General features: G+C 42.0%; 18 protein-coding genes. 12 read left to right on the top strand and 6 right to left on the bottom strand.

What is annotated here, in order from left to right:
- From T489_RS15215 to T489_RS0108265, 6 genes are all read left to right on the top strand, one after another.
- Nucleotides 1-249, top strand: a 249-nt coding sequence (locus tag T489_RS15215) for a hypothetical protein (RefSeq protein WP_031579581.1), incomplete at its 5' end; no start/stop codon positions are given.
- A 177-nt stretch (nt 250-426) separates the two neighbouring features.
- On the top strand, nt 427-1,182 hold the full coding sequence (locus tag T489_RS0108285) for a class I SAM-dependent DNA methyltransferase (RefSeq protein WP_051621914.1): 756 nt from the start codon (nt 427-429) through the stop codon (nt 1,180-1,182).
- 29 nt (nt 1,183-1,211) lie between these two features.
- Complete coding sequence (locus tag T489_RS0108280; protein WP_031579578.1) at nt 1,212-1,400, top strand: NapC/NirT cytochrome c; 189 nt, start codon at nt 1,212-1,214, stop codon at nt 1,398-1,400.
- Nucleotides 1,401-1,421: 21 nt separating this feature from the next.
- Nucleotides 1,422-2,012, top strand: a complete 591-nt coding sequence (locus T489_RS0108275) for a class I SAM-dependent DNA methyltransferase (RefSeq protein ID WP_051621913.1) — start codon at nt 1,422-1,424, stop codon at nt 2,010-2,012.
- Between the two features lie 86 nt (nt 2,013-2,098).
- Nucleotides 2,099-2,476, top strand: a complete 378-nt coding sequence (locus T489_RS0108270) for a hypothetical protein (RefSeq protein ID WP_051621912.1) — start codon at nt 2,099-2,101, stop codon at nt 2,474-2,476.
- A complete protein-coding gene (locus tag T489_RS0108265; RefSeq protein ID WP_157608150.1) occupies nt 2,476-2,793 on the top strand; it encodes an RNA helicase in 318 nt (105 codons plus the stop codon). Before T489_RS0108270 ends, T489_RS0108265 begins: the two co-directional genes overlap by 1 nt.
- A 68-nt stretch (nt 2,794-2,861) precedes the next feature.
- On the opposite strand, the gene T489_RS15625 is transcribed toward T489_RS0108265, so the two are convergent.
- The 5 genes from T489_RS15625 to T489_RS14915 all read right to left on the bottom strand — a co-directional run bounded on the left by T489_RS15625 (nt 2,862) and on the right by T489_RS14915 (nt 5,170).
- Nucleotides 2,862-3,152, bottom strand: coding sequence for an RloB family protein (locus T489_RS15625; RefSeq protein WP_084155472.1), 291 nt, complete (start codon nt 3,150-3,152; stop codon nt 2,862-2,864).
- On the bottom strand, nt 3,047-3,331 hold the full coding sequence (locus T489_RS15760; protein WP_369791974.1) for an RloB domain-containing protein: 285 nt from the start codon (nt 3,329-3,331) through the stop codon (nt 3,047-3,049). The genes T489_RS15625 and T489_RS15760 overlap by 106 nt, the downstream gene beginning before the upstream one ends.
- 14 nt (nt 3,332-3,345) lie before the next feature.
- Nucleotides 3,346-3,507: a hypothetical protein gene (locus T489_RS14920; RefSeq protein ID WP_157608147.1), complete on the bottom strand. Its 162-nt coding sequence runs from the start codon at nt 3,505-3,507 to the stop codon at nt 3,346-3,348.
- Entirely contained in the window at nt 3,507-4,703 is a 1,197-nt protein-coding gene (locus T489_RS0108255) for an AAA family ATPase (RefSeq protein WP_031579574.1), read from the bottom strand. Before T489_RS0108255 ends, T489_RS14920 begins: the two co-directional genes overlap by 1 nt.
- A 218-nt stretch (nt 4,704-4,921) precedes the next feature.
- Complete coding sequence (locus T489_RS14915; protein WP_157608144.1) at nt 4,922-5,170, bottom strand: hypothetical protein; 249 nt, start codon at nt 5,168-5,170, stop codon at nt 4,922-4,924.
- A gap of 719 nt (nt 5,171-5,889) precedes the next feature.
- Between T489_RS14915 and asnB the strand changes: the two genes are divergently transcribed.
- The 3 genes from asnB (at nt 5,890) to T489_RS0108235 (ending at nt 9,788) form a co-directional block, all read left to right on the top strand.
- Nucleotides 5,890-7,479, top strand: coding sequence for an asparagine synthase B (gene asnB, locus T489_RS0108245; RefSeq protein WP_031579573.1), 1,590 nt, complete (start codon nt 5,890-5,892; stop codon nt 7,477-7,479).
- A gap of 214 nt (nt 7,480-7,693) precedes the next feature.
- On the top strand, nt 7,694-8,545 hold the full coding sequence (gene dapF, locus T489_RS0108240; protein WP_031579572.1) for a diaminopimelate epimerase: 852 nt from the start codon (nt 7,694-7,696) through the stop codon (nt 8,543-8,545).
- A 28-nt stretch (nt 8,546-8,573) separates the two neighbouring features.
- Entirely contained in the window at nt 8,574-9,788 is a 1,215-nt protein-coding gene (locus T489_RS0108235; RefSeq protein WP_031579571.1) for an LL-diaminopimelate aminotransferase, read from the top strand.
- A 194-nt stretch (nt 9,789-9,982) separates the two neighbouring features.
- Here T489_RS0108235 and T489_RS15620 read toward each other — a convergent pair whose 3' ends face one another.
- On the bottom strand, nt 9,983-10,114 hold the full coding sequence (locus T489_RS15620; protein WP_255326989.1) for a hypothetical protein: 132 nt from the start codon (nt 10,112-10,114) through the stop codon (nt 9,983-9,985).
- Between the two features lie 110 nt (nt 10,115-10,224).
- On the opposite strand from T489_RS15620, the gene T489_RS0108225 reads away from it, so the two are divergent.
- The 3 genes from T489_RS0108225 to T489_RS0108215 all read left to right on the top strand — a co-directional run bounded on the left by T489_RS0108225 (nt 10,225) and on the right by T489_RS0108215 (nt 13,444).
- Entirely contained in the window at nt 10,225-11,112 is an 888-nt protein-coding gene (locus T489_RS0108225; protein WP_031579570.1) for a hypothetical protein, read from the top strand.
- Nucleotides 11,113-11,525: 413 nt separating this feature from the next.
- Nucleotides 11,526-12,521: an Asd/ArgC dimerization domain-containing protein gene (locus tag T489_RS0108220; RefSeq protein ID WP_031579569.1), complete on the top strand. Its 996-nt coding sequence runs from the start codon at nt 11,526-11,528 to the stop codon at nt 12,519-12,521.
- 8 nt (nt 12,522-12,529) lie between these two features.
- Nucleotides 12,530-13,444, top strand: a complete 915-nt coding sequence (locus T489_RS0108215; RefSeq protein WP_031579568.1) for a L,D-transpeptidase family protein — start codon at nt 12,530-12,532, stop codon at nt 13,442-13,444.
- Nucleotides 13,445-13,533 lie beyond the last annotated feature (89 nt).

Genomic DNA, 13,533 nt, shown 5'->3' with positions numbered 1-13,533 from the left:
AAATATATATCAAATGTGACGGTTAGTGTTGAAGGAGACGATTCTATAATAAAAATTACAGCATCACCTGATTTCTTCGGAGAAAATGTAACATTAATCTATGATTGCTCAGTTGCTGAAGGGCGTGTGGATTGCCCTATTTCCGCAAAGTCAAGCTGTCTTGAAAAAGGTCTTTGCTCTGCTGGGGTATATGATGTTGAACCAGATGATTCCGTTACGTTAAGAGAAGTTGAATACAAAATTAAATAGTAAAAGATAAGGTCATGTCATGTAGAGCCGACAGTCCTCATCACTGCCGGCTCTTTTGTTTTCTACACTCCTGGTTCGTCATTTGATAGACAATTACACGTGAAGTTAACAGAAATATGTTGAAGTCGGGTATGAGCCCGGCTATATTTGTACCATCAAAAGGAAGGAGCTGTTCACATGAATATTACACAGACCTTTTATGATAATATGGCGTCTCAATATGATAAGCTGTTTTTTGATTGGAAAGCAACAACACAGGAGCAGGCGGTTATCCTTAACAATATTTTTCATAGCTATGGATTCGATAAAACCGCGTCAGTCCTTGATTGTGCCTGCGGAATAGGAACACAGGCCATCGGGTTGGCTTCTATTGGGTATCACGTCACTGCGTCGGATATCAGCGAGGGTGAATTGGCTGAGGCAAGAGAACGGGCTACGCAAAACGGAGCCGAGATCCGATTTGCCCATGCTGACTTCTGTGCTTTGTCCGAAACTTTTTCTGATCAGTTTGACATTGTGATTGCTATGGATAATGCGCTGCCACATATGCTTACGTCAGAGGCTTTGGGAAAAGCTGTAAAAAGCATCATGGGGCAGGTAAAATCGGGAGGTATCTTTATCGCCAGTATCAGGGACTATGACAGCCTATTAATGAGTAAGCCACCCTATTCTCCACCCTATATTCACAAAACAAATAACGGTCAACGCGTTTCTTTTCAGACTTGGACTTGGAATAACGACAATTATCGTCTCACTCAATATATTATTGATGATGAAGCTTCTCTCACGATTAGCAAGTTCGAGTGTGAATACAGGGCTACGCGTCGGGATGAGCTAACACAATTACTCTTCGCCAGTGGATGTAATGATGTTGTATGGAAGTTCCCAGAGGAAACCGAATTCTATCAGCCAATTGTAGTAGCGAGAAAATAATATCGTTTTCAGAGAGTTTGAGGGTCGCTATGAAGCAGATATCGAATAAAGAATATGAGAAGTACCAGCAATACCAGACTGATAAGCTACATGGCCGGATACTGACACCGGACGGCCTCCGCGTCGTCTGCGCCGGTCTGGACAATGATCCGGAGAAGATCGGCATCCACATGCTGGAGATGCTGGACAAGTTCAGGAATGAAGGAATCGTGGACTAAATCGGAATTTGGAGCGATGATATGGACGTAAAAACCCATTATGATCTGCTGATTAAAGAAAACAACGATCCCTTCCGTGACCCGCCGGCTTTGAGGAAATACATGGAATCGTGGGATGGACAGGTGTTTCTGGATCTGCTGGAACTTAATCCATCCAAGAAGGTACTTGAGATCGGCGTTGGGACGGGAAGAATTGCAGAGAAGATAGCCGGCTGTTGCCGGCATTTGACCGGGATAGACATATCGCCAAAGACCGTTGAGAGAGCCAGGGAGAATCTTCGGCTTTGCCCGAATATCACCCTGATCTGTGACGACTTCATTTCCCATCCATTTCGGGAGACATTCGATATCATCTATTCTACGCTAACCATGATGCACTTTCAGGATAAGCCGTTGGTGATCGACAAAATCAGCGCACTTTTGAACGATAGTGGTCTTGTCTGTCTGTCAATCGACAAAAACCAGAGTGAATGGATTGATTTTGGCAACAGAAGAATCCGAGTCTATCCTGATACGCCGGAGAAAATCGCGGCGCTTGCAGAACAGGCCAGCCTGAAAGTAAAAAAGGTTGTAGAGATTGAAAATGCTCATATCGTTGTGTTGGTGAAGTGATATATCCGAGATTATACAGACAGATTCCAGTTTTACGAGATGAAAAAGGCTCCCGGTCACCGGCGACAAACCGATGATCGGGAGCTTTGCATTTACCCAGCTCAATTAAATTTTCAGAAAAAGATATTGTTTTTATAGTCAGAGATACGACTGGTAAAATTGTGTGGCTTGAAAATGGTAACTCGTTAAGGGGGCTTAAACATATTTTGGATGGAGCTAATGGAGGTCAAGGACATGCCAAGGACTTCAAGAATGCGTTTGGTATTTCAAGAGGAAAAATTCCTTCTTTTCTCAAGAGCGTATTCAGCAAAGGAACTATTGTAAAGGAATCTGTAGTTACTCGTAATGGGCGTAAAGCCTACGAACGAATTTACCGGTACAATGGCAAATATTTAATTTTATCCGGCATTGGAACCAACGGATTTATTGTGTCTGCTTATCCTACAACTAAGGAGAAGTTATAGTGTATACTGTTAAGCTAATGAATGAATACATTCATGGCCCTTTATGGGTGTATGGGAATGAAGGATGTGAAACAGGTTATCCCCTGATAGATAGTGACAATATTCTGCAGAATCTTAATGAAGAAGCTGCAACTTTGTATGATTCATTTTATGATTTTGATGTAGGTGATGAGCCTTGCGTTTTTGACGATGAAGGATACAAAGCCGCGTTTCCTAAAATGAAAGAACTTATTGAAAAAATTAAGCAGAGACTTAATGAGATCAATGATGGCTCTTTCACTGTAGAAGATTACATTACTAATCAGAAGTTCGATTAACCGAGAGTCAATCATTGTATTTTTAGCCGACAGTCCCTTATCTGTCGGCTTTTTTCTTATCAGATAATTTATTGCTTTTTATTGAGTTCAAGCAGATACTTCACCAGTTCAACAACCTTTGTGGAAGGATTGTCAGTTCCGATTTTGCTTGCGTACGCATTAGCCTTTTCTGCGTTCTTGATAGCTGTAGGCATTTTCTCCCGAAGAGCATAAAATATACTGCTGTTTTTGGCGTAGGTAGGAAAGTGCTTTTTCAGTTCGGCAATAACGGCAGTGGCAGACGGGAAAGACTTCGTGGTATAGTCAAAGTGCAGGACAAACCAATACTCAAAACAAGAACTGAAGTGATCGCAGTAAATTTGCTGTTCCCTTTTGAGAGCATTTGAACCGCAGCATCGTAATTTCCGTGCTGATCCTTGTCAAAGACACAGAAAACACGATCAAACGCGTTGTTATCCTTTTGAGAAGCCTTAAACAGCTTTTCGGCATATCTGACAACACTGACAGGATCTGAACCTTTGGATGCATCCGTTACCACCACATTGGCGGAGCTTAAGTCATATTCCTGTTTAAAGCTTTCAAAATAAAAGGCTCTGTCTGTTCACCTTCACAAACAATAAGTACTCTGTCGTAGGATTTGCAAAAACCGATTCTTCTCTGCTGATCTTTGAGTCTTCTGGCTTTTCGCTTTTTGAAAAGATCTTCACTGCCCATTACTGTACTCCATAGAAAGAACGAACCAGAGGCAGCGCACCGTAGCGGCCGGAAAGATATCCCAGTTCCAGATTCTCCTTTCCCTTTTTAGGACTAAAATCTGACAGAGGATACAGGAATGAAGCCTGCTCTCTGTTTTTATCGCAGAACCAGATCTGATCTCTTCGGAAAATTTCCTGAGTAAGAATGGTTGTTTCATGAGTGGTAAAAATCAGCTGAGCGTTTTTAGGGTTAGCTTTTGGATCATGAAACAATTCCACCAGAAACTGAACCAGCTTAGGATGGAGATTTACATTAAGCTCATCAATACACAGAACACTACCGTTAGCAAGAACATCCAGAATCGGTTCAGCAAAAGAAAAGAATTTCTGCGTACCGGAGGATTCATCCCTGAAATTAAATAATACTGTCTGACCATTGCTGTCAGTGTGAACCGTGTTGATTTCATAGGTCGGTTCAGTGGGGAGGTGTTTTTCCTCAATGTGGATATCTTCGATATTAAAATCAGCTGCTCTAAGGAATTTCAGAACGTCTTCTTTTCCGCTTCCCGTACAGAATCTCGCCGTAGACTCCGGAGATAAACCTTCGGTTCCTACAAAGCGAAGAGTTTTACTGAACCAGTCAAAAACCGGTTTCAGCTGTTCACTGTTAAGCTGAACAGCTGTAGAAAGAAATAATGCATTTTCACGGGTTGACTGCTGCCACAGCTTTTTGGCTCCCTGCAGAAACTGACTGAATTTCCAGAGATGTTTCCCTGATTCGGCATCCCAAACTCTTTCAAACCATTTCTGTGGACGACCTGCAGGAAATGCAAAAAGCCATTCATCAAAAATCTGATCTGACGATGCGCTGAAACCGTACTGGTATTTCACGTCACGGACGATAAAACTCACTTCAAATTCCGTAGGCTGAGTAACAGTCTCCGGATTGAGTTTGAAAGGTGTCAGAGGAAGTTTCATCCCTCGCTGCAGAGTAGTGGTAACAATACCTTTCATAGCGGAAAGAGCCTTCAGGAAGTTGGATTTACCGCAGGAATTTGGTCCATACACTGCGGCGCTCTTAAGCAGACTGAACTCTTTTTCAGCCATGATTGGAAAGGCATTCCCTGGACGTTCGCTGCTTTTGCTTTTTACCATAGTAAAGGTCTGCAGTTCTTTGAATGACAGAAAGTTCTGAATTCGAAACTCAATCAGCATAACAACCTCTTTTAAATGCTATTTTTAACCTTTTATTCCAAAAATATTATTTTAATTGAATTATTTCAAGTTTTTAAAATTTTTTTGTTTCTTCTTTTCACAGTTTGCCATTAACCTCGTCAGCAAAACTGGTCATTCTTTCAAATAGCCAGTTTCCCGGACAGGATTTTCGAGCAAACCAGCGATGAACCGTCAGCAACATCTCGTCAGATTTAACCTCATAGCTCAACCTCTACCAGAGTTCCGCTCCAGTCAAGGGAACGCCAGATACGGGGAGAATGTGTCTGAATATCGTAAAACCTGCAATGTCGATGGCAGAATGGACAATCGTTCTCATGCCTTTTACTTGGTCGAGCATGAATCCGAAGATGGTTAAGTCCGTCTGAATCCTGATAAAAATCGTGTCCGGTTACAACTGCGGACTTGACACCGAGCAATTTTTTGCATAATGTATCAGCTGAATCCATCTGTTAGCACTCCTTTAAGTAATGGTTTATTAAAGGATAACAGGCGGCTTTTTTAATTTCTAACAGTTAATTAAGATGACATGATTTTTCACTATCATGCCAGAAGCCTCCTAAAAGGTATTGTTATAGTATTTTATTTGTAGATAAAAGATGACTATAATTCTAGCAGATGATTGTAAAAGAACATAGCTCTTAAAGAATGTCACGATTGGCTGATAAATATCTTAAGGACCATGTTCTGAAAAAGAAAAATATACAAATATATTAAAGATTACAAAGCCAAAGCGGTATTAACATAAGTGAAATTAAAGAAAAAATTGTTTTTAATTCACGGAAATTGACATTAAGGGGTTGATTATGACAATGGTTCTGTTCCGAATATTTTGATTATATGGTATTCGATGATCGTATTATGCGATCAGTTTTAAGCAGTGACGTTTATTCATCACTGAGAAAAACATCGAAGCAGGTGCAAAACCGGACTTGGTTTACATTATCAAGGAAAGTCACCTTATTCGTGATCAGATCCTCCCTAAAATGCAGGAATTACGCAGTCCGGCTGATAAAGCTGAGACATACGTTTCAAGAGCATATTGGTCGTTGCCATCCTATGGCGAACTCCTGTTTTCTGTAAAATAAATTCTGTTTTCTTTATAAAAATGTCTGGAATCTGATAGAAATTTAATCAAATTCCCATATTATTAAGGATTGTATCGTATATGTGTTGTATATTTTCTGTTTGTGGCCCGTCAGTAGATCCTGAAACACTCAAAAGTTCAATGCTGAAAAGCACTTCAAGAGGTCCGGATGATTCCAGAGCCTTAAAGGTAGGTGACGGATTAATGGGATTTCAGCGGCTTTCCATAATGGGATTGACTCCTGACGGAATGCAGCCGTTTGAACTGGATGGGGATTATTGTGCGTGTAACGGCGAAATCTATCGTTTTGAAGAAATCAAAAGCGAACTGAAACAGCGTGGTTATCAGTTTGCAAGCGGCAGCGACTGTGAAGTGCTTTTACCTATGTATAAAGAGTATGGCACCGGAATGTTTGAAAAGCTTGATGCCGAGTTCGCCTGTGTTATTTATGATCACAATTCCAACAAATGGATTGCGGCCCGTGACCCTATCGGAATTCGTCCTTTATACTACGGCTATACCAAAGCTCATGATATTGTATTTGCAAGTGAGCCCAAGTGTTTGACAGATCTTGTGGACGGAAAGATTTTACCTTTCCCTCCAGGACATTATTACGAAAATGGTGAATTTATCTGTTACTGCGATATTGCCAGACCGGATGAGAAATTGCGTGATGATCAGCTGGAAACCGTTTGTACAAAAATAAGAGAACTGCTTATTGCCGGTGTTGAAAAACGCCTGGTATCAGATGCAAAGGTAGGCTTTCTTCTTTCGGGCGGTCTGGATTCCTCACTGGTCTGCAGTATAGCCGCCAGAAAGAGTGAACATCCGATTAAGACCTTTGCCATCGGTATGAGAGAGGATGCAATTGATCTCAAATATGCAAAACAGACTGCTGAGTACCTGAAGGCTGATCATACGGAAATTATTATTACCAGAGATGACGTTATAAATTCACTCGAACATGTTATCTATACTCTCGGTACCTTCGATATTACGACTATCCGTGCCAGCATGGGCATGTACCTGCTTTGCAAGGCAATTCACGAAACCACTGATTTAAGAGTAATTCTGACAGGCGAGGTTTCTGATGAACTTTTCGGCTACAAATACACTGATTTCGCTCCGTCTGCGGCTGAATTCCAGAAAGAGGCTGAGAAGAGGGTTCGTGAACTTCACATGTACGATGTTCTTCGTGCGGACAGATGTATTTCATCAAATTCTTTAGAAGCACGTGTTCCTTTTGGAGATCTTGATTTCGTTCACTACGTTATGTCCATTGATCCTGAGATGAAACGTAATCATTATAACAAAGGTAAATATCTGCTTCGTCATGCATTTGAAGGTCTTGATTATCTCCCTCCGGAAATTCTTTGGAGAGAAAAGGCTGCATTTTCCGATGCCGTCGGTCACTCCATGGTTGACCATTTAAAGGCATATGCTGAGGAACAGTACGATGATGCCGAGTTTGAACGAAAGCGCGGACAGTACACTCATGCAGCGCCGTTTACCAAGGAATCGCTGCTGTATCGTGAAATTTTTGAAAAATATTATCCTGGTCAGTCACAGATGATAAAAGACTTCTGGATGCCTAATAAGCAATGGGAAGGATGTAATGTTAATGATCCTTCCGCCCGTGTGTTATCCAACTACGGAAATAGCGGTAAATAATAATCTGAACCTTTAATCCTGATGAAAAAATAATTGGCTGTACAGTAATATCCCGTATACGGAGACAAACCGTACATTTGATTATTTGGTTATCGGAAGGTTCTTTTATACGGGTGCTGGGTGAAGAGATGTATAAGACTATACGTTGAATCAATGGGGCTTTGTGACGCGCAAAAATGATTTTTAAAGTTATTATAGGATAAGAGATAACGATATGAAATTTACAAAAATGCAGGGCTGCGGAAATGACTATGTCTATATCAACGGGGCAGAGGTAAACTTTTCTCCGGAAAAGAAAGTTGAGATCGTGAAAAAACTTTCTGATCGACATTTTGGGGTCGGCGGTGACGGAGTGATTTTCATTAATCCTTCCGATCAGGCCGATTTTGAAATGGAAATGTACAATGCAGACGGCAGCAGAGGTGAAATGTGCGGTAACGGTATACGCTGTGTTGCCGTGTATGTCTATGGAAAAGGATTAACCGATAAAAAAGAATTCCGCATTATTTCTGCCGGAAAAATAAAAAAAATCTGGCTTGATGTTGATGAGAACAGTCAGACACGGAAAGTAAACGGTGTCTGCGTTGACATGGGACTGCCCGTTCTGGAATCTGAGAACATTCCCGTAATAAGTGAAAAAAAGACAGTTGTTAATGAACCTATTGAAGTGGAAGGCAAGGTTTATTTCCATACCTGTGTGTCTATGGGAAATCCTCACTCAGTCATCTATGTTGATGATGTCGATAATTTCCCACTGGAAAGTCTGGGCAGACATTTTGAAAACCATCCATCCTTCCCAAAACGTGTTAATACTGAATTTATTCAGATTATAGACCGCAAGAATGTAAAAATGCGCGTATGGGAGAGGGGGACCGGTGAAACATTTGCATGCGGTACCGGTGCCTGTGCAACTGCCGTGGCAGGTGTTTTAAACGGCTGCACTGATCATGAGATAACCGTTCATCTGCTTGGCGGTAAATTAAAAATTAAATGGGAAGGCATCGGTCATCCGGTATATATGACCGGGGCTGCCGAATTTGTATTTGAAGGCGAGATAGAAGTTTAATCCGTGAAGGAATAATTGGTGGAATAAAATGGCAAAAATAAATGAAAATTACTTAAAATTACAGGGATCCTATCTTTTTCAGACAGTCGCACGAAAAGTACGTGAATTTGAAGCCGATAATCCTAATGCCGGACTGATAAAACTCGGCATCGGTGATGTTACCCAGCCTATTGCTCCTGCAATATTAAAAGCCATGCACAATGCCGTTGACGAAATGGGTGCGGCAAATACCTTTCACGGTTACGCTCCGGATCTCGGTTATGAATTTTTAAGAACCGCCATTGCCGAGAATGAGTTTAAAAAAAGGGGGATCAGTATTGAACCGGATGAAATTTTTGTTTCTGACGGTGCGAAAAGTGACTGCTCAAATATACAGGAAATTTTCGATCAGAACAGTCTGGTGGCTGTTTGTGATCCTGTATATCCCGTATATGTTGATTCAAATGTAATGGCTGGTCGTGCAGGGGATTTCAGTGAAGAGAATAGAATCTACAACAGACTGATCTATATGCCATGCACTGAGTCTAACGGATTTATACCTGATTTTCCTAAGATTAACCCTGATTTGATTTACCTTTGTTTCCCTAACAACCCGACAGGTGTTGCCATAACAAAAGAAAGGTTGCAGGCATGGGTGGATTATGCATTAAAAATCGGTGCGGTTATTCTGTATGATGCTGCTTATGAAGCTTACATAAACGATGATACTCTTCCTCACAGTATCTTTGAATGCAGCGGTGCAGAATACTGTGCGATTGAGTTCAGATCATTTTCTAAGAATGCAGGCTTTACCGGTTTAAGACTTGGCTATACCGTTATATCCAAAAAACTGAAACTGTCTGATAAATCCGTTCATGCCATGTGGGCCAGAAGACACGGCACCAAATATAACGGCGCTCCGTACATTATACAAAGAGCGGGTGAAGCCGTTTATTCACCTGAGGGAAATAAACAGATAAAAGAACAGATTGCAACCTACATGAAAAATGCTCTGTTCCTTAAAACTGCTCTTAAAGATGCAGGTTATACCGTATACGGCGGTGAAAATGCGCCTTATATCTGGCTGAAAACACCTCACGGATTATCAAGCTGGGAATTCTTCGATCTTCTTCTTAACAGGGCACGAATTGTCGGTACTCCGGGGTCAGGTTTCGGACCTAACGGAGAGGGCTTCTTCAGACTCACGGCTTTCGGTACCTATGAAAACAGCGTAGAAGCAATCGAGAGAATCAGAACTCTTTAGAATCTGAGCAGTAAACATGCATCCTGTCCGGCACAGCAGGTCAGGAACTGTTGTTCTTAGTGGAACGCAATTACGTGCAGGTATGAAACAGGCCCATGCCGTAACGGTCATGAGCCTGTTTAAAATTTGCGGTTATGGTTCCGTCAGGTTCTCAGTCTTTGTATCAGAGAGATCATTCCATATTTACAGCTCTTTTACTTAAGGTTTGTTCTGAAGAAGTTATCAATTTCATCAAATGGTATTTTGTTCATCTGATCATACAGATCCACATGAGTGGCTCCCTTTACCACGATAAGTTTTTTAGGTTCGGAAGCTTTCTGGTACACGTCTTCAGAAAAATGATGAATTTTTGAATATAGTCCATATAAGATATAAAATTATTGGGTATAATAAAAATACGCATAGATAAATTATCGTTTTTTTAACGGAGGCGGATATGTACAGAAATTCAGTTTTAAATTCTTCATCAGGCACCGATGCGGTATCTCATCATGAAGTAAGAATCTACGGCTTCAGGGCTTTTAAGTCCTGCGAAAAACATGGCGAAGGACTGGAAATAGTCTGGAGACGCGGAAAAATCAAGGAAAGTGCAAGACTCGTCAAACTGGCTGACAGTTATGATGAAGGCATGCAGCGGTTCAGAGATAATCCGCCGGCAATCTTCAGTGATTATGAACAATGCAGACAGGATGATTCTGATAAAACGGATTCAAATTTTGGGAATATGTTTATTTCAATGGCTGCGGAAGTTGCCGAATCAACCGATCCGTTACTGTGGGGGGCGGATATCATTCCTTTTCACGGAATGTCTGTAGCTGACACCCTGTACTTTGTTCTTTGTGCCTGCTGCCGTCATCTGATGATCGACGGTGAGTGGTGTGATTCAGAAAATACCGGAAAAATCATTGCTCCTGAAGATGCGGATTCTGCCATAAATGAAAAATCTCTGGGGATTTCTTCCGTTGAAATTAAAGACGGATCCATACGCATAAATTATTACGGAAATATGGGATTCGGCGGATACAGTCTGTTTAAAATCCGCGATGAAATGTGGTGGTACAATGATGAACAATCTGAATACGATCTTCCGAATGATGAAAAGGCTGATGATAATTACTGCAGTAACCGTTCTTCTGAATGGAATGCAGGTGGCATTCCTGCGGATAACACGAACCTTCCGCAGAACACATCTCAAAAATGCCATGCCTATTGGGACAGTGATTCCGAAGACACGGATTCTCCTAAAAATCCCAGATTCCTCAAGCTTCTGATCCGCTGTTTCTGCATGAATTTCATTAAATATTCAGGAATTTCCGGAAACTGACTTTTTGTTGAAAGCCTGAAAAACTGCTGATAATTTTTTTAATTAACCCTTTCCTGAAAACCGTCTAATCATTCCGTTAGACGGTTTTCAGGATGTTTTTTGAGCAAAACAGAGGTGAATGTGTAAGTTTCTGATAGCGAGGAGACAAAAAATAGTCCATGCCTACTTTGTGTGGTAACTTAAATACTAGAATACTTTTGCCCCTTCTTCAATATTTACATTCCCAACAATTCCCGTGAAGAACCGGCTTTTTTACGTTTTACGGTGATTGTGATGACGGTATGTTCCTCATTCAGATTACGGAATGGCATTAATTTTTTTAAATTAAATTGTCTCAGTTAGGTCATGTACGGTCTGATTTGTTATAATGCTCACACAATTCTCCTTGTTTGGTTTTTATTTGAGGAAAAACAATGGCTGAAATTAAACTTGCACTGTTAGGCTATGATACTGATGTAGGTAAGGCTCTCATTGAGTCAATGGAAGATGAAGGTATTGAACTTGCTGATTACATTCCTCTGTCATATACGGCGGAAGACTATGATGCCATCAGCTACCGAGGTAAGAATTATCAGATCCGCAGGGTTGATGATTTCGAACCTGAAACCGCAACGGTTCTGCTGATCGCCGGTAACTACAGTGAAGCCGACAGGCTGGTAGCCCAGGCCAGAAAAAACGGTTTGGTGGTTGTCGATGCCGGTGAAGTTAACGTCAATGACGGCAGACTGTTCGTGGACGGTCTGGCAGATGCCGATACCGACTTCGTATATGATGCCGATTACATCGTGCCAATGAGTTCCGAAGCTACCATGCTTTCACTTATTCTCAAGCCTGTTTCCGAAAGAGCTGACATCAGTTCGGTCAGTGCCGTAATGATGGAATCTGTTTCAGGAGTAGGTGACAGCGGTACCGCCGAGCTTGCACGTGAGTCAATTTCCCTGTTCAACATGAGAGATATCGCTCCCCGCATTTTCCCGAGCCAGATGGCCTTCAATGTTCATACAGCCGTAGGTGACATCAATTATGACGATACTACCACTCATGAGAACAATGTGATTGCCGAACTGAAGCAGGTGCTTGGAGAAACCGCGGATGTCATTAATCTGACCTCCATGGTTGTTCCCGTATTCTACGGACACACACTGAGCCTCAACATTTCCTTCAGGGAAGACATCTCTCTGGATGAATTCAAGGAGCTCATCGCGGCTGCTCCGGGAGTTGAAATTGTGGATGATGAGGAAATCACTCCGGTGAAGTTCGGTAAGAAGGAAGATAAACTTTATATCTCCCGTATCAGAGCTTTAAAGGGGCAGAATTCATCATTTACTCTGGTTGCTGTTATGGATAATTTCTTAAGAGGCGTGGTATTGAACTGCCTGGGAATTATCAGAAAACTCAGTTTAAAATAAGGTTTTTTATGAAACTGTTAAAATCTCTTATCGGTATGGCGGTTGCTGCCACATGTGTTAATGCACAGGCTGTAACCTACAAGGTTCCTGCGGACGGCAGTCGTCTGGTCGGTGAAGTTCTGGTTACCAGGGTTCCCGGAAACAACACCTCTCTTGAAGCCATTGCGGCACAGTATCAGCAGGGCTTCAGCAATATGCTTGAAGCCAATCCAAAAGTGGATCCTTATTCACCAAAGCCGGGCAGTACCATTATTATTCCTCAGCAGCTTATTCTGCCAGACACCGTGCACGAAGGCATTGTGGTAAACACGGCTGAAATGAGACTGTATTACTATCATGACGGCGTGGTTGACGTGCTTCCGGTAGGTATCGGTCAGCTTGGCAAGGATACTCCTGTTGACTGGATTACCAAGGTTGAACGCAAGAAGGCCGGACCTACCTGGACTCCGACTGCTCAGACCAGAGCCGAATATGCAGCCATGGGTGAACCTCTGCCTGCTGTTGTTCCTGCCGGCAAGGACAATCCTATGGGACTTTACGCTCTTTACGTGGGACGCCTGTATGCCATTCACGGTACCAATGCCGATTTCGGTATCGGTCTGCGTGTAAGCCACGGATGTATCCGTCTGCGTGATCCTGATATTGAATATCTGTTCAACAATGTTCCGGTTAATACCAGAGTTCAGTTCATCAATGAACCGGTAAAGGTAACCGAGGAACCTAACGGCGGTATCTACATTGAAGTTCATCAGCCGCTGTCCACTAATGAATCTGATCTGAATTCAACAGGTTATTCTCCTATTCACGTAAAACCGGCCATCGCCGCTTTTCTGAATAATCACAAGGTAAACAAGAGTCTTCTGGACGAGTATTTCAATACCCGTAACGGTATGCCTCAGCTGCTGAATCCGATTGAATTCTAAAGAAAAAATAAGGGACGGTTACGTCCCTTATTTCCGATAAACGGAAGGCTGCGTATCATTATGATATGCAGCCTTTTTTTACGATGCCT

It is taken from the genome of Ruminobacter sp. RM87 (assembly GCF_000701925.1).
Lineage (GTDB): Bacteria > Pseudomonadota > Gammaproteobacteria > Enterobacterales > Succinivibrionaceae > Ruminobacter > Ruminobacter amylophilus.
This window is presented reverse-complemented; position numbering and strand designations above follow the sequence as displayed.

What these genes read in the sequence shown, in the direction of transcription:
- T489_RS0108285 (WP_051621914.1), top strand. Translation starts at nt 427, where the DNA reads ATGAATATTACACAGACCTTTTATGATAATATGGCGTCTCAATATGAT.
- T489_RS0108280 (WP_031579578.1), top strand. Translation starts at nt 1,212, where the DNA reads ATGAAGCAGATATCGAATAAAGAATATGAGAAGTACCAGCAATACCAG.
- T489_RS0108275 (WP_051621913.1), top strand. Translation starts at nt 1,422, where the DNA reads ATGGACGTAAAAACCCATTATGATCTGCTGATTAAAGAAAACAACGAT.
- T489_RS14920 (WP_157608147.1), bottom strand. Translation starts at nt 3,507, where the DNA reads ATGGGCAGTGAAGATCTTTTCAAAAAGCGAAAAGCCAGAAGACTCAAA.
- T489_RS0108255 (WP_031579574.1), bottom strand. Translation starts at nt 4,703, where the DNA reads ATGCTGATTGAGTTTCGAATTCAGAACTTTCTGTCATTCAAAGAACTG.
- T489_RS14915 (WP_157608144.1), bottom strand. Translation starts at nt 5,170, where the DNA reads ATGGATTCAGCTGATACATTATGCAAAAAATTGCTCGGTGTCAAGTCC.
- asnB (WP_031579573.1), top strand. Translation starts at nt 5,890, where the DNA reads ATGTGTTGTATATTTTCTGTTTGTGGCCCGTCAGTAGATCCTGAAACA.
- dapF (WP_031579572.1), top strand. Translation starts at nt 7,694, where the DNA reads ATGAAATTTACAAAAATGCAGGGCTGCGGAAATGACTATGTCTATATC.
- T489_RS0108235 (WP_031579571.1), top strand. Translation starts at nt 8,574, where the DNA reads ATGGCAAAAATAAATGAAAATTACTTAAAATTACAGGGATCCTATCTT.
- T489_RS0108225 (WP_031579570.1), top strand. Translation starts at nt 10,225, where the DNA reads ATGTACAGAAATTCAGTTTTAAATTCTTCATCAGGCACCGATGCGGTA.
- T489_RS0108220 (WP_031579569.1), top strand. Translation starts at nt 11,526, where the DNA reads ATGGCTGAAATTAAACTTGCACTGTTAGGCTATGATACTGATGTAGGT.
- T489_RS0108215 (WP_031579568.1), top strand. Translation starts at nt 12,530, where the DNA reads ATGAAACTGTTAAAATCTCTTATCGGTATGGCGGTTGCTGCCACATGT.